Genomic DNA, 25,825 nt, shown 5'->3' on the forward strand with positions numbered 1-25,825 from the left:
ACAGGTAATGCCGATATTTACTTGAATTCCTCTTGTATTTCAACCTTTTCTAAATTATATCGGCATTTCTTTTTCCTCGGCATTATTGAGAAAAAGCCGAATTCGGCTTTTTTTGAAGAGTTTCTACGCTTCGGTGGAATGCCGGGAGCGCGGGCTTGACCCCATGGACACCAATCTTGTTGTGGCGGATGAAAGCCGCACTGACAAGACCATCTGCCTTGCCGTCACCCCAAGCCTCAAAAGCTATGGCATTTCCGGCCGGGGGCGGCTCTTTGAGGTCAGGCAGCGGGTCAGGGAGGCCAACGCCGGACGGCGGCACGACGCTCCGGGCAGAGTGCTGGAGGGCAAGTCACACTTCATCTCTGAGCTGCAACAAAACCCGAAGCTGGAAATCGACTTCATCATCGCCCCGCCCCGCATGGCCTACTACATGGAATACAGCACAAAGATCTACGAGGTCTACCTGAAATACATCGCCCCGGAGGACATCGTGGTCTACTCCATCGACGAGGTATTCATGGATGTGACCGACTACCTGAATACCTACAAGCTGTCTGCCCATGACCTTGCCATGAAGATCATACTGGATGTCATTGAGACAACAGGCATCACGGCCACGGCGGGGATCGGCACCAACCTCTTTCTCTGTAAGGTGGCCATGGATATTGTGGCGAAGCATATCCCAGCGGATGAAAACGGGGTACGCATCGCCCAGCTGGACGAGATGACCTACCGGCAGACCATGTGGTCGCATCAGCCTCTCACCGACTTCTGGCGGGTAGGCCGTGGCTATGCAAAGAAGCTGGAAGAGCATGGGATGTTCACCATGGGCGATGTGGCGCGGATGTCCGAGCGCAACGAGGACCTACTGTATCAACTCTTTGGGAAAAATGCGGAGTTGCTCATCGACCATGCGTGGGGCTGGGAGCCGGCCACCATTGAGGCGATCAAGGCATACAGGCCAAGCTCCAACAGCTTAGGCTCCGGGCAGGTGCTTCACTGTCCCTACAATGCGGAGAAGGCACGGCTTGTCCTGCGGGAGATGGCCGATATGCTCTCGCTGGATCTGGTGGACAAGGGGCTTGTCACCGATCAGCTGGTGGTGACGGTGGGCTATGACATCGAAAACCTCACCGACCCGGCCAGAAAAGCAAAGTACCACGGTGCGGTTGTGAAGGATCATTACGGACGCCAGATCCCCAAACACGCCCATGGCACCATCAATCTGGACGGACACACATCATCTACACGCAAAATAATGTGCGCTGCGGCAGAGTTGTTTGATTGCATTGTAGGCAAAAACCTTCTCATCCGAAGGCTGAATGTGGTGGCGAACCATGTCCTTCCGAAAGAGTCTGCGCCGGTGAAAAACGGGGGCTTTGAACAGCTCGACCTGTTTACCGACTATGCCGCACAACAGGCGCAGCAGGAACGGGAAAAGCAGGAATTGGAGCGGGAGCAGAAAATGCAGACGGCTATGCTGACCATCAAGAAGAAGTTCGGCAAGAATGCGATCCTCCGGGGAATGAATTTGGAAGAAGGGGCAACGGCCAAGGACAGGAACGGGCAGATTGGAGGGCATAGGGCGTGAAAATTGCCACATGGAATGTGGAGCGGCTCAGGCACAAAAAACAGCTCGACCAGATACAAGGCTTATGTGATGGCATCCATGCCGACATCCTTGTGCTGACCGAGACAGACAAGCGGCTGCATCCCGATTATGCCTTCTGCTGCGAGACCACATCATTGATGGGAGATAAGACCATTCCCTATGCCGTCACAGAAAATCGCGTCTCGCTTTACACCAACTATCCCGTTGTTCGGCTGCATCAAACCTATGATTCGCGTACCGCCCTCTGTGCTGAGCTAAAGACGGAAAAAGGGAATCTGCTGGTGTATGGGACAATCATAGGTACGCTGGGCAATCGTCATTCTTCCTTCATGGAACAACTGCACCGGCAGTGTGATGACATTCGCCGCCTGTCCGAATTGGGCGATGGGATATGTGTCTGCGGAGATTTTAACTGCTCCTTCTCGGATAACTACTGTTTCACACAGGCCGCAAGGACAACGCTTCTGGATTTGTTTCGTGATACAGGATTGACCCTTTTGACCGAAAGACAGACAGAGTGCATTGACCACATTGCCGTGTCAAGCAGTATGGTTACCACCAAACGGCCAGTTCTGGAAGAATGGAATGTGGACAAGCGTTTATCCGACCACAAGGGAATTGTGGTCACCTTTTGAGGGGGGCAAAAATCATGAAAACACAGTATGATGACATCATCCATCTGCCCCATCATGTCTCCAAAACAAGGCCGCAGATGTCCATGCTGGACAGAGCGGCACAGTTTTCCCCCTTCGCCGCTCTCACCGGCTACGAGGATGCCATCCAGGAAACCGGACGGCTGACAGATACAAAAGTGGAGATTGGGGAGGAAGTGCGGGAGGAGCTGGACCGGAAACAGCAGTACCTTCAGGACATCATAGCAGACCGACCGGAGATCACCATTACCTACTTCGTCCCGGATGAGAGGAAGGCCGGAGGCTCCTATACATCCCACACCGGCAGTCTGAAACGGATTGACTATTATGAGCGAGTATTTGTTCTGACCGATGGGACGAAAATCCCACTGGATGAGATCGCCGATATCGAGAGTGAATGCTTTCGAGGAATTTTGTGATTACTGCTTTCCCTGCGACCAAACCGAAGAAGAGTCCTCCTATATGGCTGGGAATTTCTGTTCTTTGGCACCAGTATCGATGCGGTGGAGACTACAAGGCATTCGGGCATCGGGGCGGATCGTGTTGTAAACTATTACTGCGGCAGCGCCAGGACAGCTCGACCATGAGGTCTTGCGTGAAGCCATCTGCACTGTTCGAGTCAGTGCGCCGCTGGATGCAGATTGAAAAAAACGATTGATTGGTGCGTGCTATCAAAAGCGCAGTCAATCAATACTGCCTTACCTGATACTCGATTTTTCTATCTTTGCTGAAAGTTATCCGCGTAAACAGTTCTTTAGAATTATACCTCGTTCTTTGGATTCTGTATGAATCAGGCCATCACCACTATACTATTCTTTAGAACAAAAGCGAGTTCTAAAGGAGGCGGTGGCAGGATGGATGCAAGAGCAGTTGGACAAAGAATCAAGGCTGCAAGGGAGAAAAAGAACATGACACAAGAAGATCTTGCCGCCTGCATTGACATTAGCCCGACCCATGTGAGCGTGATTGAACGCGGAACCAAGATTCCGAGGATGGACACTTTCGTAGCGATTGCAAATGTGCTTGGCGTATCTGCGGATGACCTTCTGGTGGATGTGGTGGATCGAGCGACTGCCGGAGTTGCTTCGGAGCTTTCTGCCGCCATCGAGGCGCTCCCTCACGAAGAAAGGATGCGGGTCTTAAAAGTAGTGTCTGTATTGGTAGATAGATGAGTGTGGAAGAGCTTTCGGCTCTTCCACGCTTTTTCTTTTTCCTCTGTCAAAATGTGAGTGATTTCGACATTCTTATGATGTTATACTTGCGCCAAAGAACAAGAGAAAAGTCTAAAGACGGAGGAATATCCATGAAAAACTTTGAAGAGATTATTGCGAAAATTGCCAGGGAGAACGGAACCACGCCAGAAAATGTACTCCGTGAAATGCAGTTGGCTATTGATCATGCTTACGATCACCATGACAAGGAGGCGCAAAAGTTATGGGATATGATGTCATTCAAAAGCGACAGACCGACACCGGAAGAGTTCATCTTTCAGGTGGCAATGATGCTGGATAAAAACGGATCATTACATTAAATTGGATGCTCTGACCATGTTGTAGCGGGTTTCCCTCTGCTATCTTCTCGGTGGCTTTATAGCCTTAGTCATTGAACAAGGCATCGTATTCCTTAATTCGATCTATCCAATCCAGTTCCCTTTGCCGCTTTGCATTATCATCTATGACAATCGCCTCGGGATAAACCTTCAGGATTGCCTCCTTCATCTTGCGCTGTTCCGCCTTTGTGGTAGGAATCCGTTTCTTGCCGCCATACCAGGTTTTCTTCAGCTTTTGCGTCACATCGAAGGCCGGCGCAGGAGCCTTTTTCTTTTTTCCAAACATCAATGCACCTCATCAATCCATGCTGCCATCGCCTTTGTTACCTCCAAACTCGCAGCCGTATTGATGACCGTGGCCATAGTACCATCGTCCATAGCGATACCCATAGTGGGGAGGGCAGTTGGCGCAGTCCCCGTTACAATGTCCGTTATGCTGGTGTCGTTCGCTGTGCCGGGAAACTGCATTGATTCCGGCAATCGCAGCGAATAGCGTTCCCCAAAAGCCCAATCGAGGTGCTGCGGATTCCTGATAAGATATGTCCTCGTAGATGGGCTCATTGTGAAGTTCCAGATGATGCTTTTTCGCAATCTTCAAATATGTATCGTCTGGGAGTACATCATACAACTCCTCAGCTTGATTGGCATCAAATGTCCCTTGGGCGGTCAGCGACATTTTTTCAATGAGGGATTCCGAAATTCCAAAATCGAGCCACTCCATGATTTGCTGCGGAGCGAACCGCACCTTGCCCTGTAACGATTTCTCAATCAGAGTCTCGATAGTTGCCTGGTCAAGATAATCCCTCAAAATATCAAGCTGCTCAGCGTCAAAGCATCCCGTGACTTTCATTACCATCGTTTTGAAGGTCTCTTCATCTGCGCAGTCAACCAACTCCATAATCGTTGCCGGTGCATATTGGTCGCTCGTAGCCTTTTTCAGAAGTGTCTGGAATACTTCATCATCCATGCAGCCGGTGAGGGTATCCAACGCTTCATCGGAAAGTGTTCCTTGGACGGAGGAAACGACACGCTTCATCGTCGCTGTATCCACGCAGCAATTCAAATCCTCAATATTCTCGACTTGAAAGGTGACACCGGCATCCAAGGCTCTGTTTATCAGCCGACTTGCGGCCTTTTCATCACACAATTCCATAGCTACTTCGGTGACTTCAGCCGGGGAGCCATAGGAGGTGAGGGCGGAAAGCCGTCGAATCTGTGTACTCGTCGCCCAGTCATAGAACTTTTCGTAATATTCATCCCAAGTCATTTCCGCACCTCACATTCTGATTATCGAATCTCCCAGACGAAAGTGGCTGTGTCGCTTACATCAATGTCATCCGGTTCGATGTCCATATCGGCCATGGCTCCCATCGGCATCGCCAAGCACTTTTCATCAAGCATATATTCAGTGCGTGAGACAACATTGAGTTCGCCCCAATTATAGTCGATGGCGAGCAGATCTCCCAGCGCCACATTCGAGGCTTCGCAAAGAATTTCCGCTTTTTCCCGTGCGTTGATCGTTGCGGATTTCAAAAGCTTCTTGTTGACCGCAGACGGGTCTTTTACTGTGAAGGCGATGGACAGCTCTGGTTTGGCAAGACATTTTGAGATTGCGGAAAGGGACTGCGCCAGCCGCCTTGTGTCGAAATCAAATTCAACTTTGAGCCGGTGATTGCAGATATATCCGTTGAATACGCTTTTATAGTTGCCGTTTCTGTCTTTTACTCGTTCATAGTCTGTGCGAACATTGAAATTCACGGTTTTTACAGACTTCTTCTTAAATCCGACAGATTCCAGCGCCTTGTTTAGATAGTCAATCTGGAGTGCGGCCTGTTCCATCGCTTTTTCGTAGTTCGTATCCTGCGCTTCAAGGCTCATGGAGATGACGATGTAATCCGGCGGAGTGGAGACTCTGCCAACTCCTTTTACGGTTATCGTCCTTGACATCATCACACCTCTTTTCTGTTTTCCTTGTCACGCTCTGCTTTCCACCGTTCAAATTTCTCAACATTCTTGGGGTCGGAATAGAACTCCCTGCAAGATTGCAGCAGTGTACGGCAGAGGGCTTTCATTTCATATTCTGGGATTTGGCTAAAATCAATCAGGGGTTGTTCTTCGCTCATCATGACACCACCTTACAGGGACTTCATCACATCCAGCAAGTGCTGATGATTGTTATCGTATTCAATAGAAGCTCTACTTCAAAATTCGCAAAAGTGCATCAACGATTTCGTCGATATCGCCTTCTGTATTGTTCTTTCCTAACGACAATCGTATTGTTCCCTTTGCCAGTTCTGGCTCCAGTTTAATCGCCTGCAACACATGGGATATTTGTGTTTCTCTGCTATTGCAGGCTGAACCAGTAGAGACACAGATTCCCATCAAATCCAATCGGTGCAAGAGGGCTTCACCACTGTAGCCGGGGAAAGAGAGACTGATGTTCCCGGGGATATGTGCTGCGCTCCCATTTCTGGAAAATCGTACATTCGCATCTGACAAGCCCATGATTAGTTTGGTTTCCAGCCGAGTTAAATGCTCCGCTGTATCTTTCAGTCCATCTACACATTTTTTTAATGCAGCCGCCATACCTACAATAGATGCGATATTCTCTGTGCCCGCCCTCATGTGGTTTTCCTGACTGCCGCCACTTGCGTATGGAGCCAGCGGCGTCCCTTTTCGGACATACAGGAAGCCGATACCTTTGGGACCATGGAATTTGTGGGCGGAAGCAGAAAGCATATCTACACCAAGATCGTTCACATCTATTTTGATATGTCCAACCGCCTGAACAGCATCGGTATGAAACATTGCGCCAACGGAATGAGCAATGGCAGCTAACGCTGGAATGTCCTGAATGGAGCCTATCTCGTTGTTGGCGGCCATAATAGAAACCAGCCGAGTATCCGGTGCAATGTGTTCTGACAGCGTTGCGGTATTTACTTTGCCGGTAGAATCTACCGGCAGATAAAAAACGGGATAGCCCATTCTTTCAATATCAGCGCACGGACGCAAAATCGCATGGTGCTCAATGGCTGATGTTATAAATCCGTGTTTTTCCGGGTCGAGAAATGCAGTTCCCTTTATTGCCCAGTTGTTGCTTTCCGTACCACCTGAAGTGAAAAATATTTCGTCAGGTTGAGCGCCAATACACTGGGCAATGATTTCCCTCGATTCCCGCAGAGCTTTTTTGGGCGCTCTCGCAAATGAATAGGGCTGCGAAGCGTTTCCGTATTCTTCTAAAAGATATGGTTGCATCGCCTCAAACGCATCAATATCCAGTTGTGTTGTGGCTGCATTATCCGCATAGATAAAACGCTTCACAATCCCACCTCATTCAAATAATTTACAGCCTTCCTCTTTGAACTCCTCGATTTTATCAAGCAATTCCTCAACAGTACACCCAAGATATTCGGCAAGGCAATCCATACAGTAGAAATTCTCCATGTCTTCGCCCAATAGTTTTTTGTTAATACCGATGGTGTTCTTGTTAAGATTATTTTTACCGCAGATGATACAATCAATTTTCATAAGGAATCTCCTTCAGCGAGAAAGAAGGCACATCCTTACCCTTGAACTCCACATCGAGAATCCCAAGCTGCCGTTTGATGATTTTACGCATACGGACAGCAGGACGAAGGCAATATTGCTGGAATCCCTTTGGATTGATGTCCCGTGCGCTCCGCACATTCGGGAACAACAGCTTCAAATATGCTGTTGCAATGCGCTTTACGGCCTCCGTGTCACGGGTATCTGCCCTATCAGGAACATCAATAATTTGATCAACAATCGCTCTATAACTCACATCATTGCGAAGCTCGTGCAAAATGGTGCAGAAGTATTCTGAATTTAACGCCCAGCCGGACAGCTTCAAATCATCATTCATTCTTGGTATATCCCAACCCTTGATGAAACCATGGATTCGGTCTACCAATGCACTTTCTTGAAATAGTGAGGGCAGCTCGGAGAACATATTCTGCCACTCATCCATATTATCCTGTGCGATGTTACCCAGGAAGATGATGCCTGCATCAGATTTCCCCTCGTAGCCACCGATGTTAAACTGTCCATACTCCATATATCCCTGCATGATAGAGCGCATTTCGTTCACATCGCCAAACTGCACCAACTTTACCTCATCTATTGCGATAAAGTCGTGGCCGGTAACAAAGCCGGGAGTCTTCCGAGCGGTATCATAAAACATTTTTGCCCGAGTTACCTTTCCGCCATCTGTTAGAAGACCATATTTACTCACATGGCCAAATACATAGGACTTGCCAGTTCCTTTGGGTGCAAGCTCTATCAGATTGAGGCGTTTCTCCACAAAGGGAAGAATGCGTGTCAGCATGGAAAGCTTTTGTTCCTCACTTTCATACCCGCCCGCATTGTAATCTATGGCCCCTAACAGCACATCAATCCACTCGGAAGTTGTAAATTCATTCCGAACATCCTTGTAATAATCAAGGTCAATAGTATAAGGGCAGAAATTTGTAAATCCAGTAAGGCGAATTTTCCCTGGAATTTTAGGCTTCGCAGTGTCATCCGGGGGTCGATAGCCGAGCTCGACCACACCCCAGACCTCCTGCCCACTGATAAGCTCTCCACGATACTGATCCCATGTAGACACATCAATCATGGTTTCTTTATTTGTCAAACCGAAGTCGGGCAATGAAAAGGTGATTTCTCCGGTTTTTATGCTTATATCGACAGAAATCTTGGTCAGGAGTTTGACACGCTCGTTATCGTTAATGATTCTATCTTTGATTCTGACCCATTCTTCTTTATTCGGAAGATAGGTGCGGATAAAATCCGTAAGTTCGTCTATGTCCAGATTACCTTCATCATCAGCAAACTTTTTGAGCAGCCAGTCTCTCAAAAACGATGGCAGACCTAACGCAGAAAAGAAGTTGCTTTTCTTCAAATCCTTGTAGACGACCATTTCATCGAAACAATCCCGAAGTTTTTCGGTCACGAGTATCCCTCCTTACAGAATGTTCTTTTCGCTGCCGCTTTCTTTTTTCACTCGAAGTGGCAGGCCAGTGGCAACAGGCATTCCACCGGCAAATACATCTACGCTGTATGTCTTGGCACGACGAATTTCAGTCATTTCCTCAACAACATAGAAATTATCAGCAGTCGGTTTTGCTTCGTAGGTATGACCGTCTATTACGACGCTGACATCCACCAACTTTTCCGTAGAAAATACTTTAATGGCAGCTTTCTTGCGGAAACTAACGAAAATTTCGGGGATACCCGTAAATGTTGCAGTTGAATCAATCGGCATTATTTTAACTTCAACGGCATCGTTAAGATACGAAATCTCGATAATCGGTACGGTAACTTCCTCCAATGTTGCGCCGCCATGAACCTCAACATTCGCTTTCCGGCTTCCCTTAAAACGGTCATAATTGGCAAGCGCCCAGAAATCTTCCGCATCCGTGGCACTGTCCGGCCTCTCATCGACCTCACTTTTCGGACAACATCTCCCAGAGTGCTTCCCGCTTGATTGCATTTCCCATAGATTTTCGGTTCCGTGAATTACAGCAAGCCGACTGGCACCATGGTCTGCAATTAAGATGGCCTTTTGATAGTCGCCGTTTGTGAGGTTTGTTTTGATTTTCTTCAGGAGTTCATCAATCAGCTCCAGTTCACGAATCAAATGAATCGGGAGCTTACGATCCTCTCGACTATAATCATAGCCTTCCTCACCGTGATGCTTGATTTTATCTATCTTATCAACAGAGATGATGGGGAATCGATCTGTGGATAGGACATCCCAAAATTCCTTGTTCCGACTGGTGATGGATGGAAGCTCACATCTGCACACAGTAACTTTCGCCATGAGTTTAAGTGCATGACATCTGGACATGATATAGCCAAGATACTCCACGCCCATTGCATCTGTAAAATAAGTCTGGGTATCCGTTACATCAATTCCTTCTATCACAGAACTGCGTGGCGGGAGAATTCTGTTATAATCCCGATCGACTGCTTGCTTTTCGACAAGTGTCATGAAGTCCGGGAAAATCTTATTGACAACCTTCTGATATTTGTACTCCTGGAAATAGTTATCAAGCAGTTCACTTTTGAAATGGTACGCTGTCAGATACGCCCGAAGATCAGGATAAATTCGCTCCAATATATCAAGAAGTTCTGCTCTCCCGAAGTCCTCACTGTATCTATCCAACAGCTTGAAAATAAGCTCCTTTTCCTGAAGGGTATTGTCTGTCAGGTAGCAGAGCGCATATTTCCCCTTGCTTTGGACTATCTTGCAAAATCCACTGACCTCATCAAGTGGGTTTTCAATGGAATTCAAAAGGTCTTTTCTTTGTCTATATTGGGAAATAAAGTCTTTGTCGGTCGGATCTTCCTCTAAGATAGTACGATACAAGCTGTGAATCAGCCCGGATGGGGAAGTAGCCGTTTCTATTGCCTTGTTGAAGTAGGAGTTGTTTCCCGCATGGAACAGTTTGAGCCCGATAAAGTACAACCAAAGCCATTTCTTGTTAGAAGCTTTTTGTTTGTAAGTAGAGATAACAATATCCAAATTGTTGACGCTCCCTATTTGGGCGGAAATCAACTGTTGCCAAGAAGAATATTTCCGAAACTCTGTCAAAGCATACTGCCAGTTCTCTTCATCTCCGTAACTTTCTGGCAGTACAGATGTCATTGCGTCCAAATGACACAATACTTCATAAGGATTCTTCAAATCTGAGATCGTATAGAGCGAAAACGGATACTGATCCTTGCTTTTTGCAGTCTCGATGTATAGAATCTCTGCTGCGGCTGATTCCACCGCCTTGGCCATGCCTCGAAGCCCTTTTACCAGCGCACTTGCGTCCGTAGGTTGAATGCCCTCTGCGGTAAAAATCAGCTTAGGACGAGCGGATGGTATCCCCTCTAAAACGCAAATTCTGCTATCAAGGCGCCTGTCATTTTTAATAAGGGTATGCAAGTATTCCACACATTGAAAGGTGAGGATAACTGCATGGCCCTCAGTGCTCATAGATAGAAGTTCTTTTAATTCTTGCACCAAGGCCTTTTCGCCTTTTAACTTGAGGAAGCTCGTGATCTCACTGACAAAAAAGTTGGTATTCTCATGAGCAAGGCGTTCAAGAATGTTGGGGATGACAGGGAATTCATCAGGTTTGCAAAACGCCGCATCAGAGGCACAAAGAAAGACATTTTGGGGCAATTGATAGTGGAGCATGATGGCTTCCAAATCTGCCTTGTTTTGAACATCTACGATAAGAGGCTCGACATTATCTTTCTTCAGATAGCGGTCAATTTTTTTAATGACTTCTTGGATGGTCATTTTGCACCTCCTCAGTTCCCTTTGATAATCTCCATGCCAACAACCATGTTATCCCGAATGAGGTCCTTTAGATACTTCTTCACATCAGCAATATCCATCTCATCGATCTTGGCGAGGGCACGTTCACAACCACCCTGGTTATATTTCGCCTCTGCCATTTGACGAAGCTTCTTTTCAATTTCGGGAAGGCCGAACCACTCAAACGGCTCTGCTGTGATGTGAGAGTCAAGGTAATCTTTCACTTCCTGAATATTTAGAAGCATAACCGCATAGTTTCCGATGATACTGTCTCTAAACGCTTTGTCCAAAGCGGCACTATCATCCAGAAGGTCAAAGAATTTTGCAGACGCAAAATATTCCATGGCACGGTCGATTGCCTGTTCATCCGCTTTGGCACGGTTGACAGCTCCAAATGCAGCTTTTGCTTTTGCAACCTCGTTGTCAGGGATAAGACACAGAATAGGCATCTTGTGTTTTTTCGACCAGTCACGAGGAGAGTCAGTCCCAGTTTTCTCTCTCCACAGTTTCTTTAACTGTGTGTTTTTCTGGCCTTCCTTATAGGCCCCAACCTTCGCTTCAACCTGATTCAGATAGTCTGCTTTTTCGTAGGTGAATGAGCCAGCAGGCATCGTGTCAAACACATCCTTGATTTCGTCTTCTGAAAGCCCATCAAGATAGTATCCGCACACACGGTTGAACAGATCAACCTGGTTGTTGTAGAAGTTGCGGAATGCGCTTCCGTTTGCCTGAACAAGTTCCAGGAAAGACTGCTTCTGGGAATCCAGCAGCGTTCCTGCTTTTTTCAGGTTATAGAGCATTCCGAGGAATGGCCCAAGTTCATCAAGATAATTTTTTGCAGCTGCATAGGAGATGCGAATATATCCGCACTTGTCACACCACTCCCGTATGGTCGCATCATAGGAGATGCTTTTGGAGATAATCTTATTGCTTTCTACAATGATTTGATACTCCAGAATAACCTCACGGATTTTCTGCTGTGCGGTTTCGACATTCCAAACCCAATTCGCCGCATCCGCATCAAACTTCCTGCGGAGAACATTGAGGTATTGACCGCCATCGCCAACTGTTTTAGCAAGAGAGACAAGCGTACCATTTTCAAAGGTTTCAAGGTAGGCAGCCATACCCTGGGTACACTTTTCCTTGGTCAAAATCGTTTGCAAATCTTTTGCGGCATCTGGATTGGAAAGGGCAAGATTTCCGATTGCCATGGCAATATCGCTATCGCTCTTCGCTGTACCCATGTTATTGCTGTTGGCAATTCCACAAAAAGAATCAATGATTTCGGACAACACGGAGGTTTCCGTCTGAAGCGATTCTTTGTCCAGAATATACTTCAAAGTCCAAATCGGGAAGGAGAATTCCTTCATCTTGTTGCGGATGCGTTCTCTGGTGTTTGGAACCGAAGTACACATATTAAGCGGAATCCCAAATGCCACAGAAGTAATTTCGTTAAAAGCCTTCTCTGCGGGGGTCATCGCAACGATATATTTATCCTTATAGCGAGGATTCGGCGTGATTTCAAGGCGAATAACTTCGTCAATCATTTCCTTGAGTTTGCCAACATTCAAAATGTCGTTGGTAAGCCCATCGCTCCAGCTATATGTCCCAGAGGCGTATTCCTTCAGCACAAAGCCCATAATAAATGCAGACAGATTACAGGGCATAAAACCATAAGGTGCCGCCTTCAAAACGTCATAGATTTGCTTGATAGATACACGGCCACCACCGTTCTGGAAGCCATCGTTTACAATTTCATCAACACACAGCTTGATTTTGGAAATCAAGAGATGAGGCTTGGAAAGCCAGTATTCGGGAACCTTCCATGCGCCGTCAAGAGCGATTTCCAACTTTGTGGCGGGACTGCCGGACAGGAAGGTACCAGCTGTTTTCTCATTGAATGCGCACTCAACACCTTGCTTCAAGCTGCTCGGTGTATACATATTGGCAATGACATTGTAAGAGCCCTCAAGGCAGGACACGAACTTTTTCTTGTTGATTTCTGCAAGAAGGCCGTACAGAGCGTCCAGCGTAGTAGCACGTTCCCCATCCGGCTTATCTGCGGTGTGAACCATAAACTCACCGCCTGCAATGCGGGTTTTCCATTTCTTCAGAGAATCTTTTGCATTGTTGGCATATTGAGTAACTAATGCAGGGTCTTTTCCTTGCTGGGACATAGATAACGCCATATCGTGACGATACACGCCATAGCCATCCGCACCAAACGGAGTACGGCTGGCATCAATGAAAATCATGTTGTAGGTGCCAGCAGCAAGGGCGTCATGTATTTTCTTGCCCAGAACCACACTTTCTGCATCATCTTTCGCAAAGCATACAACAGCAACGATCTTATTTGCATACTTTTCTTCCGTGTTGCGAAGCTGCTTGATTGTAGAATCAAAGTCGGAAGACGAAACATAGCGCAGTTCATAGCGAAGCTTCAAAGCTCCACCAAGGCTGATTGCATCCACGATACGAGTTCTGTCAGCAAGTTCCTCTGTGATAAAAGCCGAGGTGCTCTTGCGGTCGATCTGTTCCTCAAAAGGTGTTACATCAATTTCGTTTTCATGGTTGTAAGCAGCATACTGGAATTTTCCACCGCCAAGGGACTTGGAGAACAACACCTTTTCTCGAACAAGCTGATCCGCACATCTCGCTGCGGAGCCTTCCATATCAGTCCCTTCAAAAGCGTTGTCAAGGTTCTTTTCGTTGGGAATAAACAGCTCAACAGAGTCGCCGGCATATTGAGAAATTGCCTGCAACAGAAGAACCGTTTTGAGTACACGTTTTTGGTCAGAATCAAGGCGCTGATTCCCAGCACGATTGTAATAGTCCAGAATAGAGCGAATATCATGCGATAGATATTCTTTTCCCTTATCATAGAAGAATTCCCAAAGCATATCGACGGAAAGCAGCGGGTTGTCGTCCTCTGGCCCGAAATTGTCAATAAACCACTGGAACCCCTTGATTTCATCGCCACGGTCATTTTTAATAAAGTCAAACATACTGCGCTGGTTGGAATCAAACGCAGAGGAAATATGCTTGAGAAGCAGGGCGGCATAGGGATGTATCGGGAGAATATCGATCATCTCTTTGTCGGTGATCCGAGCCACCGACTTCACCAGCTTACGGGATGCCTGTGTTCTATCAGTCAGGTCGCCAAGGGCTACCTCCCAATCTGCCAAAACAACTTCGTCCTTATTCTTCTCCATGGCTGCACCCATGAGTTGGAATGCAATATTTTCAGGCAGGCTGATTAAACTGTGCGGACTGACAAAGCGTCCGTTCAGCTTGATGAAGTCCTGGTCGCGCTCATGGAACAGGCCCTGGGTCACATGGGTCACCAGCACAAAATAGAAGGGATCGGTTTCGCTGATTTCACAAAGCTCCTGAAATCCGGTGAGATTGCGGGCGTTGTTGTAGAAATATTCGGTAAACTCGTCCCACATAAAGACAATCGCCTTCAAACTGTTTGCCCGGATGACCTCACGAATCCAGTTGCCCAAATCGGTCACGCTCAGCGACAGAGCTTTTACCTGACGCTCATCGGCTACCTTGAAGATATTGTCCATAATCCTTGCCAGCGCCTCGCCGGAGAAGGTGCGCAACTTCTCAATCACCGTATCGGCGTCATCTCCGCCAAAGAGGTCAGAGTAAGTGCCAGTGATCAGTCCGTTGAAGTAGTTTTTGTTATCCTTGTCAGAGAGCCATGCAATGGTAGCATCCTTCAGCGCATTCCCGCCCTTGTTTTCAATTCCGGCATCAACAAGCGCCTTTTCAATGCTTTCCTGGATGGCAAAGACAAGATTATGGTCGCTGCGGATAGAAGCGGAACCATAGCGGTGAACGGTCAAGATACGACCGCTGGACTTCACGGCCTGGAAGCGGTTGTACAGGTCGTTGTCCATTTTATGTCTCTGGAAGTATTCACGGGTTTCTTCTTCGCTGGAATCCAGCAGCTTTTTGAGCGTGTGAACGGCATGGGATTTACCGGTTCCGTAGGCACCTTCCACCCATAGACAGAGCTTCTGCTTGCGCTCCAGGACGCTGACCGTGTTCTTCAGAAGTTTCACGAAGGTCTCGTGGGGGAAGAATTTTTTCCACACTTCCGGGTTCTTCGTGATGACCGCCTCGTTCACGGCGGGGAAATAATCCGGATCAATATTGAAATAATGACGGTATTTTTCCAACATCGGCATAGCATCTTCCTCCTTAGAACAGATTCAGCACATCCTGAGATGTCTTTTCGCTGTTGAGAGTGATATTATCCAGGTCCAGTGTAAAGCTGGCGTTGAGGAAATCTGGATAGTTGATAGTCAAACCATTCAAAATCTTTTCCATCTGATTGCGGTCAAGACCAAAAATCTCAGTAGGACTAACACCGTCACTTTCGAGGTCATGGTTTAAGAGGCGGGACAATGTAAACTGGTGGTAATCCCCGCAAGCCTCTGCAAATTTATATAAGCTGTAAAGAATGACAAGCGGATTCGGATTTTCCCAGGGGATGCGAACCACGCTATTCCAAAAACGCTTTCCGTTTTTTAGCGTGTAGTCACAGACACCCAGGCCGATTTCATTGCTTAATTGAGGAATAGAAATCAGGATGTTTTTATATGCGGAGACAATGTGTGAACGAGAATTTTTACTCATTGAGTCATCCAGCATTGCATAAATGGTATCAGGGGTGTGCGTTGTGGAAAAATCAATGTTTTTGACCCACCAATTAAACTCCGATGTGTATGTCAAATTGCAAAGAATCAATGCCCAAGCGTCGGAATTCTCTATTCCAATATTATCAATAACTTTACCAAAGGGTGCAAATTTAGATTTAGCAGTAACTTCGGCATCGTTCAAGAAGCTCTTGAGATTTTTAACCATGTTGGTTCCAAGGCTGTGAGGAGAAGTCCAAAATTCATCCTTTAATTTGAAATACGATCTAACCCAATCGAGTTCAATGCCCATATTTCCATACCTGTCAATGCTCCCCATTTTCTTTTCTCCTTTCGGCAATCGCAACGAGTTGGCTACTAAGCAACCATGGAATACATCGTGACATTTTTTGCATTTTACGCATCGGTCATCGATTGTTACATGGCCATCCTTCATAGAAATAAACCCATGCGGACAATTCGCCTCGCATACTCTACAGCCAATGCAATATGCGGTTTTTCTGAACACAGTCTTCAATTCTGACATAAAATAAATGTCTTTCTGGGTATTTTTCCCTATCACAACTGTAGCAGTTAGTCCGTTGGTATTTTCGGCAATCTCAATGTGATACAACTTATCTCTGCAAAGCACTTCGACATTACCATTCTCCAGAAAGGTTACATTGCCAATTGTTTTAATCCACTGCTTCCAATCAGTTTCTATACGGGATACTTGAATTGTAAGTACACCTTGTTCAAATGATTCATTTGTATAACTTTTGGCGAATGATAATTCTTTTCCACTTCTTCGTGCTTTCCATCCACCAATGTCCATAAACTCCTTGACGGCGCTCGGATTAGACAACTCTTTGGAGGTTGTTTCCAGAATAATGTTATTGAATGTTGTGGTTGTCCGATATCCCTCATCACTAAAGCTGTATGCTTGTTCCTTAAAATACATATTTTTCGATGTGGCTAACGGGCACACAAGACATCCTGCACGGCTATTTCCTTTTTTATAGGCATCATTTATCAAGAGTTGTCTCTCATAGATATAGGAAAACAATTCGGCGGAGTTCCATTCAAGGATTGGGTGGCAGCTATATTGTCCACGAACTTTCTCTCCGTGACTAATACCTTCGTATTCACTTCGAGAAGCACTTTCATCTCCTCGGATTCCTGTGAAGGCCATTCCCCTAAAATGAGGATTATTGGTATACTCTCTCAGTAAGATGATTTGAGGCGCAGTTTTATGCACACTACAACACCATCGCATCGTCTGCGCTGGCGGTCCAAATTCCCTCCATGTGACTTTCGGGTCGAAGTCAGACTTTGCTCTTAAAAATTCAATCTTTGCGTCTTTACAGTGCTGTTCAATCTCTTCGACTATTTTATATGTATCCGGGAATTCCATTCCCGTATCGCCAAATAGCACTTTGAATTTATTGTGCGGCAAAGCACGCTGCACCAGATCGAGGGCTACTACACTATCCTTGCCGCCACTGAACGCCACATAGAAGACATCGACCCGATCCATGTATTCAACATAAATGTTGTATATTTTCTTTATTGTTTCTGCGGCCAGTTTCTCCAACAAATCCCGGTTCTTTTCGACCATAGCGGGAATATCAACAAAGCGGAGAGGTTGTCCATCGGGCTCTGGCTCGTCCATAATCACAATTTCAGGTGGGGTATAAAGACTGCCGCCTTTGGTCTTGGCAACCTGCCGTCCCCGGTAGAAATAATTGTTGGCTTCCGCCCACATATAGGGGTAGGAGTCATTCTTTGCATAATTCCAATACCGGTCAAATCCAAGAATATCCAGTTCTTTGTAATACACCGGACGAGGTTCCTTACTGAAGGAAAGCGGTGAGCTGTTCAGCAGCAGTCCGCCCGTCTCGGCATCCCAGGTATATGAGTACATATTAGTCGGTGTCCTTCCTTTGCCTCTGTGCTTTTGCTCTGATAATGAGCGATTCTATTTCTGAGTATCTACGGCGGGCAAGATATCCATTGTCACTCAGATATTGAAGCACGGGGGCTTTTTTCATCTCTATTTGATTGTTGTTGGCCAGCAGGTCAATGATCAAGTCATCAAAGCTGCCGATGCCTGCGGAACGCTTCACAATTGCACCGGCGCATTCAGTTCCATTAAAGCTGCTATGTAGGAGCAGATATTTCTGACTGTAACTTGCCACATAATGTTCCAACAAGAAGCTGTTCCAGGGAAATCCCACATAGGGGAGTGCGCCAAAGTTCGTTACTTCCGGCAAGGGAATATACTTTTCCGTACAGATTCGGTCCAGCACCTCATCTATGTCAGCAACGGGGAACTGGGCCGCTGCTTTCGATACAAATTGATCCCGGCTGATTCTCAGGCTGTTTTCGTAAACGGTATCAAAGTATATGGTCGTAGCGAGGCTATCCGCCAATCCCTGAAGCTCAGACAGCGTGAAACTATCATGACTTCTTGCATATTTTGCAAACACATCCACCATCGAGATTTCCTGACCCGAGCGGCTGATGATATTTCCTTTGAACGAAAATTTATCACCTAATTTTGCCTTTAGTGCATCCCGGAACCCATACACGGAGAGGGTGTGATTTTCCTCTATGATATAGGGATATTTTGCCCGGATTGCATCATAAAGCTCATTACCACCAATGAAATCCCTTTCGTCAATGGTCCTCTGGATGATTTCAGCAATTCCATCCAATTCTTCATCAGACAAATGGACAATACTTTCGTGGAAGTATTCGCTGCGGCCATTGTTGACGAATTCAACATTGCTGGCAAGGATCAACTTTATTTTACTCTGTGGAAGATGCGGCAGTGCAGCAAAAAGCTCATCATAAGTCGCCGGTCTTCCAAAGTTTTGCAAGCAAGAGCGAACTTCCGATAGCGGGTCCATGCTGACATCGGGCGTTTTCGATATAAAACTTCTGTTGATGAAAAATCTTCCGTTTCCGATAGAGGTCAAGTACGCTTTCAGCATATCGGCATCGTGAATATGGTAGTCCAAGAACACATCAGAAAATTCGGCAAAAATCGCTTGATAATAAATAGCTGCTTTCCCGTCTGCAAAGGCGCTCTCGATGTAATCCAGCAGTTCTTCCTTTCGATCTTCGCTCAACATGACATCTGGGAGAAAGGCTTTCCCCTCGTAAAGAATGCATAGTTGCTTGATTTTGTTGCTGATGTCATCATCAGAGTCAGTCAGCTCTGTGGCATGGGTTGCTGTGTAATACCTCTTAAATTTGCGTATCTCAAGAGGCGAATCCATACGGAATCCCTTCATGAAATATTCTCTGAGCACTTGCTCATAACCTTCATTCCTGTAAGGACTCGCAGAATCTATGTCCGCTTTTGTAGGAACAGTCTGTTGCGGCTCAGCCCCAATGAACATAAGAAACTTCTGCAAAGCCGCTCGGAAGCGATTATGCTGCCTCGCATTGTAACTCAAAAAATCCGCATCGTTTAAGAGTAAGCGAATCGTTTCCTGCGCAGCTTGCCGATCAGAAGTGTAAAGTTGCCAAGAAGGCAGTTGGTGTTCTCTTGCAAACACCTCACAATTATTTATTGCCGAAGAATAACTCCGACTGGTAGCATCGGCCATTTTCAGTGTTTCCGACAGGTATCGAGAAAAACTTCTGCTGTTTATCTCATCCGACTGTTCACTCGCAACAGATTTTGACATTGTATCGTTTGCGATATTATGTGTGTGTTGTGGCTGAAATGTCTGAGTGGCGGTGTTGGATTCCTCAACTGCTGTTTCCTCAATGCCAATACGAGAATAGAGCCCTTCTTTTATGTAGTTGTAGTAATATCGCCCTGCAGCAACAATTTTATTGATCTGCTTTCTGCGGGTTATTCTGAAGAATTTATTTTGTTCAATTGTGCGCTGAACTTTCTTTATGGTTTCGATGTCTGTTGTCTGGAACAACGGTTTTTGCAGGACTTTTATTTTCAAGCAAAAGGTTTCGATTTCAGAATAACAAATATAAAAGTCAGAAAGCTGGGCAGGAGACACTTGTTCGGCAAGATACCGCATGAAATCATCTTTAACGGTTTTTCCATCGATTATCATTGCTCTTGCCTCCTTCAGTAATTTTTGATACTCGTCATGGGAGTCATGATACAAACTTGCAACCCCTGTAAAAAGTCTGGTAGCCGGTTTGAAAACTGTGCGTCCCAAATATGCTGACTCCATGCTTTTCATTTGAAATGAGATTCCGTTTGTATTACGATACACCGCATCAATTTCTATGCCCCGATGAACTGCCATTGCTCTTAAATCGTGAGATACTGCCTTAACTGCGTCTGAGCGTGTGAGCTCGCCTTTCATAGAGGCAAGGATCCCTTCTAACAGGATAGCGGCTTCATATTTATCCCAGGACGGTTGCCTCTCTGCCATATACAACTACTCCTTTGAAGATGTTTGCGTGTTTGAACTATTTTTTGATTCTTTTACATATTCCATAATATCGCCGAAATCACAGTCGAGGGTCTCACATATACGGCCCAAAATAGCGAGATTTACCGTTTCATCTCGCCGTAGCTTTGTCATTGTATTCGGCGCAATATCTGCGGCTTTTCTCAAATCCGCTTTGCTCATTTTCTTATCTACAAGTAACTTCCACATACGGTTATAAGAAAGCGCCATGTACTCTCTCCTTCTTCCAGATAATACAGATATTTTGTAAGGTGATTCTCAAAGAACGGGCCTTAATGCACACTTGACTTATATTTTACCGCTAATCTCTATTATCTTCAAGAGCGTATCGCAATTTTATGCGAACGCACAATCTCTCCGGCAGAAGAAAAGCAGGGACTTGCCGGGAGCGCATTGCCGACAAGTCCCCGCCGTTCTTCCGTTAGTTTCTTTCTCTGCATTAAATCTCAGTTAGAGTGAGTCCTTCTGGGCGGTTCACAATGAACCGCCCCTGGGTCCAGCACATGAGCGCAGCCTCCCCTTGGTGGAAGGTTTTAAAAATTCGATTCCTTCAAAAGTGGTTTGTACAACTTTTTGGTACAAACCACTTTCTCTTTATTTTACAGTATAGAGATTGGAGGTACTGCTGCCGTTGGGACGGTATCGGGGGGCTTTGACCAGATATCCGGCTTTTTCCAAATCGGATACAGCCCGCTTGACCGTGGAGCGGGACAGCTTCATGTCCGAGGCGATGGTCTTGATGCCGGGCCAGCACTTGCCCTCAGCGTCTGACCGATCCCGCAGGTACATATAAACTGCCCTTGCTCTGGAGGGCAGTTCGGTGTCGGCGTAGATGGTTCCAAAGTAGCTCATGTGTTTTCTTCCTCCATGGATTTGATACTTTTACCCCGCTTTCGGGTTCTCTCCTGTACTGGTTCATGCGCCATACCGCCGTGTCCGGACACCGCATAGCCCCGGTGTTCCGCTGCTTCCTCTGCCTTGGCAGACTTCGGAAGATTCCGTTCCAGATCCACACGATTGGCATAGGCCACCGCTCGGTTTGCCCGCTCCGGCACAGTGTACGGCTCCCCGAAGGTGATGCCCCAGTTCAGGAAGAGCTGGAGCCGGGTCCGCATGGGATGGGTACCGGTTTTCATGACAATGAAGCTGCCCTTGGGGATGGATTTCAGCTCGTCAGGGGTGAGTAGTGCCCGTTCCATCATCTGCAGGCTCTGGCTGGGATCGTTCTTCCCTCGGCTCACCGAGCCGGAGAGGACGGTGCGGCTGCCCAGGGCTTTGGACAGGACTTCCGCAGTCTGGCTGTTGGGGGCGAAACCGCCGAAGATGGTGTCCTGGCAGTTGTCCTGAATGATTTCGCAGCCTTCCTTGCCGTAGTTTTTCTCCAGCTGCGCCAACGACTGGATGATGGGTACCAGCGTCAGCCGGCGAGATCGACCGGCGGAGAACAGGGGCAGAATATCAAAGGGCGGCATGGTTCCAAACTCGTCGCAGAACAGCACCACCCGGTTTTTCAGCTTGCCGCCGTTCTCATCGGCCACGGCAAACAGCTCCCGGCTGAGATTCTGAATCATCAGACCGGCCATAAAGTTCTTGGTGGTGTCCTCCTCCGGCAGGATCAGGAAGATGGCGGACCTCTCCGACGCAAACTTCTCGGCGTCGATGGCGCTGTCAAAGCACAGGATCTGCTCCAGTTCGCTGTCCAAGAAGGCATTCAGCCGGGACAGGACCGTGGACATGACGGAGGCCATGGCCTGCTCGGCGCTGTTGAGGGCGGCTCCGGCGAACCACCGCGCCTTGTGGTCCGGAGGCAGCTTGCCCATCAGAAGCTGGAAGTGGCTCTTGCCCTTGACGCCACTGGGTTCCAGAAGATCCTGCACCAGCTTGAACACGGAGACGATGTGTCGGCGCTCCTGGGGATGGTCTTCGTCGGGCGGCAGGAACTCAGCCAGCATCAGGATGACAGAGGTGAGCAGACCTTCGGCGGCATCGTAGAAGAAGGCGTTTTGCCCACGGTTGCTGTCATCGCCGTCCGGGTTGACAATGGTCTTGGACAGGATCTTGGCGTATTTTTCTGCTTTTGCGCGGGCCGCCAGATTCCCCGGCTCCTTTCGGGCGATATCCATGTACCGGTTGACCAGCGTCAGCAGATTGTTGCCATCCGAGCGGGTGGGATTACGCAGGTCGATAACAGAGATATTGTACCCATAGCACTCCTTGGCGATGGTTCCGTAATTCCGGGCAAGGTCGCCCTTGCTGTCCAGCGCCAGCCAGCTCATGCCGCTGGCACAGGCATATTCCAGATTGGGATAGAGGAAATAGGCTGTCTTGCCGATGCCGGAAGCGCCGATCATGAGGCAGTGGATATCGTCGCTGTCCACCAGAGCGGTAAGCTCGCCCTTCTTGCCCTTGCACCCCAGCACCAGCCCCTGCTCCGCGGGGCGGTTGTGGCCGCTGCGCCAGTCCCTGACCCGGAACGGGACATGGGCATAGATCTTTTTGATCTCCTTTGCGGTGGCCCACCTCGCGGTACCGTGCTGTCCGTCGCCCACCGTCCTGGACTTGATGCCGCTCAGGGTGTAGCAGTGGGACAGCGCAGCAAGTCCTCCGATGACAAGAAACATTCCGGCGCCGGCCAGAATCAGGAGAGCCACCTTTGACTCCTTGAGCTGCTCCAACAGAGTTATCCAAAACTCTGGCATAATGTGTTCACCTCGCATTTCTGTTCTCTGACTGTAGTCAAGTCATCGTTCCAGTCCTTGTTCTCCGGAACGAGCCGTTCCACGGTGTAGTCCGCTTCCAGCTGGGCCATCATGCGCTGGTTGGCCAGGTGGCCAGCCTCGTCGTTGTCCAGACAAAGCAGCACGGTGTGAATCTGGGGCATCCGCTCCAGCATCTTCGCCACCGGCTGGATGGAGGTGCCGCAGCAGGCCACATAGCTGTGGCGCTGCCAGTCCTCCGGATGGAGCGTGATGTAGGAGAGCATATCGATGGGCGCCTCGAACACATAGAGGCTTTCGTCTGTTCCCATATGGTGAAAACTGTAGCGGGGATTGCAGCCCTCCACATTGAGCCGGAAGGCTTTTCCGTAGCTGTTGGTACTCCGTTTGTGGGCGTGACGCGGGACGCCTTCCTCATCTGTGCCCACAAATACTGCATTGTGGTATTTCGCATCTTCGTACAGGAGCCTTTCCCTGGCGAAGTGGGCTACCACACTTCGGTCAATGTTCCGATGCTTCACCAGATAGGCATAGACCCTGCGCATATCGGAGTGGACCGGCGGCAGGACAAAGGGCTTTGGCGGCTCCACCACCCGCTCTGCGGCAGAGGGGTAGATGGTACCCACTTCTCCGCCCAGCAGCATGGTCACCGCTTCGGGATAGCTGAGGTTGTAGAAGCGCTGCACAAAGCTGACGGCGTGACCGCCCCTCTCCTCGGCATGGTCGTACCACTCGTTTCCGCGGACGGTGACGCTGTGGTCCTTGGCCAGCCGTTTCTCTCTGCCGGACGGAATCAGCTTCTCGCCACGGAACCGGAGGAACTCCTCCAAGTCCACAGCGGCGGCACGCTGCCTTTGCTCTTCTGTAAAGTGAATATAGGTTGACATGGTTCCCTCCTGTTACATGGTCTGCTGATACGACACCTGCTCCTCGTGATCGTCTGCCTTGTGGCCTATGGCCATACGTTTCTCCATCAGGCGTGTGCGCCGTTTGGAGTCAATGCGGATTCCGGCCGGGTTATGAGGCGGTACAGAATTATCCCGGAAGATCCGGCTCATGTGATGGAGCAGCTTGGTTGCCGCCAGCATCACGGACGGATCACGGAACTGGTCGAAGCGGTCGAGGAAGAATTGAGCGTACTGGTTGCCCTGGGCGGCTGAGCGTGTGAACCACTCCCTGGCCTGCTCCCGATCCTGCTCCACATCCCGGCCCAGGAGATACAGCTTGCCCAGGGTATATTGGGCAAAGGAATTTCCCTGTTCGGCGGCAGCGGTCAGGTACTCCAGAGCTTTTCTCACATCCTTCTTTACAGACTCGCCGGCGAGGTAGAGCTTTCCCAAACGATATTGGGCAAACTGGTTTCCATGCCCGGCAGCCTTATCCAGCCAGCGCAATGCCTCCGCTGTGCGTTTCTGAGAAAGGAGCAGTTTCCCAAGGGCGTATTCCGAGAAGTCATTTCCGGCCTCTGCGGACAATCGAAACCACCGCTCGGCTTTTTCATGATCCCGCATGGTGGAGAGGTCGTCCCGGTAGAACTTACCCAGCTGGTGGGCTGCCACCGTATATCCCTCTGCCCAGAGCTGCTCCAGCTCCCGAACCGCTTCCGCGTGTTCCTCATCCAGCGCATAGACATCCTGCAGCACGGATTTGGCGGCACGGTAGCGCTGTGCCTGATCGTATACGCTGGTGGATCGATGTTCCTCCTGTGCTTCCTCCGGCTCAGGCTCGTCCTGCAGTGCTTCATCTTCAAAAGTTGGGAGGCCGAGACGGATGTTCTCGGCCTCCCGGATGATGTCGTTCTTGATTCTGCGAAACTCCCTCTGCTGGGAGAGCGGGAGATGCTCCCGTGGTGTGCGGCTGCCGTAGCACTCGTTCAGCTCGTCCCGGATCTGATTCCAGATTTCGTAGCACTGCGCTACTTCCGGCTGTCGGGACAGCTCATCCACGATGGTGTCCACCAACGCTTTCAGTGGCTTTTTCAAATAGCCATACTGCTTTTTCCCGGTGGTGGTTTCCAGAGCCTGCACCAGCTGGCGCATCTGCTCCTCGATGACGGGGTTGTCGCAGAGCTGGTGATTCATCCTGTGGATCAGCTCCCGCATGGTGTCCTGGGCTGTCTCGACCAGATCTTTGTAGGCTACATCCTTCCGCTCGTAGATCTGATTCATCTCATCCCGGAAGATAGTGTTGGTCAGCTTGGAGCGCATGGCCGCAATGCCTTCTCTGGTCAGGAAGCCCTCCTTGGGATTGTCCGACCAGACCATCATGTGGATATGGGGGTGATGTCCCTCATTGTGGAAGGCTGCGTACCAGCGGAAGTGATCCACCGGTATCCGCATAGCCCTGGCCAGATCCTGTGTGTGCATCATGAGCAGAGTGCGCCACGCATCCGCGTTGTCGTATTCCAGGCGGGCGGCATCTTCCCGGCGCAGGGAGTAGATGATGGTCCACACATTTCCTTCATGGGCCTCCAGCTCGGACATGGCTGCATTCAGGTCAACTGCCGGAGCGGAGCTGAACAGGCCGTGTGCGCCGTGACGCTCCACACGAGGACGGGTGGCAATGTAGGACATGTATCCGCTCTCTGAGTTCATCTCATGAAGGTTTGCATCCAGCGCCATGGTGATGAATGCGGAGGCAGTTCCAAGCGTTGGGGTCTTGCAGTAGTCCTCGTACTCGAACAGCTCCGCAGCATCGGGAAAGTCATGGAGCAGCTTTTGGATCAGCTCCCGCTGGCCTTTGGTAACCGGACCGTTTCCGGACAGCTTCTCCACGCCTTCACGGGTGGCGATGTACTTCATGTACCCGCCGGCCTTGTCCGATTGGATATAGCCGCTTTTCTGTACGAGCTTTGCCATGGG

Annotated in this window: 21 protein-coding genes; 5 read left to right on the plus strand and 16 right to left on the minus strand. The window is 48.6% G+C overall.

Translation table 11 applies throughout. The features are described from left to right. The first annotated feature begins 85 nt into the window (after positions 1 to 85). The 5 genes from B5F94_RS02500 to B5F94_RS02525 all read left to right on the plus strand — a co-directional run bounded on the left by B5F94_RS02500 (position 86) and on the right by B5F94_RS02525 (position 3,796). On the plus strand, positions 86 to 1,591 hold the full coding sequence (locus tag B5F94_RS02500) for a DNA methylase (RefSeq protein ID WP_087327422.1): 1,506 nt from the start codon (positions 86 to 88) through the stop codon (positions 1,589 to 1,591). Next, positions 1,588 to 2,247: an endonuclease/exonuclease/phosphatase family protein gene (locus B5F94_RS02505; RefSeq protein WP_071430708.1), complete on the plus strand. Its 660-nt coding sequence runs from the start codon at positions 1,588 to 1,590 to the stop codon at positions 2,245 to 2,247. The genes B5F94_RS02500 and B5F94_RS02505 overlap by 4 nt, the downstream gene beginning before the upstream one ends. A gap of 14 nt (positions 2,248 to 2,261) precedes the next feature. After that, positions 2,262 to 2,684: a hypothetical protein gene (locus B5F94_RS02510; protein ID WP_087233705.1), complete on the plus strand. Its 423-nt coding sequence runs from the start codon at positions 2,262 to 2,264 to the stop codon at positions 2,682 to 2,684. A gap of 435 nt (positions 2,685 to 3,119) precedes the next feature. Further along, entirely contained in the window at positions 3,120 to 3,437 is a 318-nt protein-coding gene (locus B5F94_RS02520) for a helix-turn-helix domain-containing protein (RefSeq protein WP_071430711.1), read from the plus strand. Between the two features lie 131 nt (positions 3,438 to 3,568). Continuing rightward, positions 3,569 to 3,796, plus strand: coding sequence for a sporulation initiation factor Spo0A C-terminal domain-containing protein (locus B5F94_RS02525; RefSeq protein ID WP_071430713.1), 228 nt, complete (start codon positions 3,569 to 3,571; stop codon positions 3,794 to 3,796). A 64-nt stretch (positions 3,797 to 3,860) separates the two neighbouring features. Here B5F94_RS02525 and B5F94_RS02530 read toward each other — a convergent pair whose 3' ends face one another. The 16 genes from B5F94_RS02530 to mobP3 all read right to left on the minus strand — a co-directional run bounded on the left by B5F94_RS02530 (position 3,861) and on the right by mobP3 (position 25,822). Further along, entirely contained in the window at positions 3,861 to 4,100 is a 240-nt protein-coding gene (locus B5F94_RS02530; protein WP_071430715.1) for a hypothetical protein, read from the minus strand. Between the two features lie 12 nt (positions 4,101 to 4,112). After that, complete coding sequence (locus tag B5F94_RS02535) at positions 4,113 to 5,081, minus strand: hypothetical protein (RefSeq protein WP_071430717.1); 969 nt, start codon at positions 5,079 to 5,081, stop codon at positions 4,113 to 4,115. A 20-nt stretch (positions 5,082 to 5,101) separates the two neighbouring features. Continuing rightward, positions 5,102 to 5,761 carry an SIMPL domain-containing protein gene (locus tag B5F94_RS02540; RefSeq protein ID WP_083389885.1) on the minus strand — a complete coding sequence of 220 codons (660 nt, stop codon included), beginning with the start codon at positions 5,759 to 5,761 and terminating at the stop codon, positions 5,102 to 5,104. A 2-nt stretch (positions 5,762 to 5,763) separates the two neighbouring features. Further along, the gene (locus B5F94_RS16395; RefSeq protein ID WP_158100246.1) at positions 5,764 to 5,937 is read right to left on the minus strand and encodes a hypothetical protein; all 174 of its coding nucleotides are present in this window, start codon (positions 5,935 to 5,937) and stop codon (positions 5,764 to 5,766) included. A 73-nt stretch (positions 5,938 to 6,010) separates the two neighbouring features. Continuing rightward, entirely contained in the window at positions 6,011 to 7,135 is a 1,125-nt protein-coding gene (locus B5F94_RS02545) for a cysteine desulfurase family protein (RefSeq protein ID WP_235821954.1), read from the minus strand. Positions 7,136 to 7,144: 9 nt separating this feature from the next. After that, a complete protein-coding gene (locus tag B5F94_RS02550; RefSeq protein WP_071430723.1) occupies positions 7,145 to 7,342 on the minus strand; it encodes a hypothetical protein in 198 nt (65 codons plus the stop codon). Then, entirely contained in the window at positions 7,332 to 8,783 is a 1,452-nt protein-coding gene (gene brxL, locus B5F94_RS02555) for a BREX system Lon protease-like protein BrxL (protein ID WP_076944459.1), read from the minus strand. The genes B5F94_RS02550 and brxL overlap by 11 nt, the downstream gene beginning before the upstream one ends. Positions 8,784 to 8,795: 12 nt before the next feature. Then, positions 8,796 to 11,126, minus strand: coding sequence for a BREX-4 system phosphatase PglZ (pglZ, locus tag B5F94_RS02560; RefSeq protein WP_071430725.1), 2,331 nt, complete (start codon positions 11,124 to 11,126; stop codon positions 8,796 to 8,798). An 11-nt stretch (positions 11,127 to 11,137) separates the two neighbouring features. Next, complete coding sequence (locus B5F94_RS02565) at positions 11,138 to 15,343, minus strand: hypothetical protein (RefSeq protein WP_071430727.1); 4,206 nt, start codon at positions 15,341 to 15,343, stop codon at positions 11,138 to 11,140. A gap of 13 nt (positions 15,344 to 15,356) precedes the next feature. Further along, positions 15,357 to 17,717 carry a phosphoadenosine phosphosulfate reductase family protein gene (locus B5F94_RS02570; RefSeq protein WP_071430729.1) on the minus strand — a complete coding sequence of 787 codons (2,361 nt, stop codon included), beginning with the start codon at positions 17,715 to 17,717 and terminating at the stop codon, positions 15,357 to 15,359. Between the two features lies 1 nt (position 17,718). After that, positions 17,719 to 20,208, minus strand: coding sequence for a hypothetical protein (locus tag B5F94_RS02575; protein WP_087233699.1), 2,490 nt, complete (start codon positions 20,206 to 20,208; stop codon positions 17,719 to 17,721). Positions 20,209 to 20,214: 6 nt separating this feature from the next. Then, complete coding sequence (locus B5F94_RS02580; RefSeq protein ID WP_071430733.1) at positions 20,215 to 20,457, minus strand: helix-turn-helix domain-containing protein; 243 nt, start codon at positions 20,455 to 20,457, stop codon at positions 20,215 to 20,217. A 384-nt stretch (positions 20,458 to 20,841) separates the two neighbouring features. Further along, the gene (locus B5F94_RS02585; protein WP_071430735.1) at positions 20,842 to 21,099 is read right to left on the minus strand and encodes a helix-turn-helix domain-containing protein; all 258 of its coding nucleotides are present in this window, start codon (positions 21,097 to 21,099) and stop codon (positions 20,842 to 20,844) included. Continuing rightward, the gene (locus B5F94_RS02590; protein ID WP_083390098.1) at positions 21,096 to 22,868 is read right to left on the minus strand and encodes a type IV secretory system conjugative DNA transfer family protein; all 1,773 of its coding nucleotides are present in this window, start codon (positions 22,866 to 22,868) and stop codon (positions 21,096 to 21,098) included. Before B5F94_RS02590 ends, B5F94_RS02585 begins: the two co-directional genes overlap by 4 nt. 59 nt (positions 22,869 to 22,927) lie before the next feature. Then, positions 22,928 to 23,851, minus strand: coding sequence for a DUF3991 and toprim domain-containing protein (locus B5F94_RS02595; protein WP_071430738.1), 924 nt, complete (start codon positions 23,849 to 23,851; stop codon positions 22,928 to 22,930). A gap of 12 nt (positions 23,852 to 23,863) precedes the next feature. Next, the gene (gene mobP3 / locus B5F94_RS02600; protein ID WP_071430740.1) at positions 23,864 to 25,822 is read right to left on the minus strand and encodes a MobP3 family relaxase; all 1,959 of its coding nucleotides are present in this window, start codon (positions 25,820 to 25,822) and stop codon (positions 23,864 to 23,866) included. Positions 25,823 to 25,825: the final 3 nt, after the last annotated feature.

This window comes from Flavonifractor sp. An4 (assembly GCF_002161755.1).
Taxonomy (GTDB): Bacteria; Bacillota; Clostridia; order Oscillospirales; family Oscillospiraceae; genus Flavonifractor; species Flavonifractor avicola.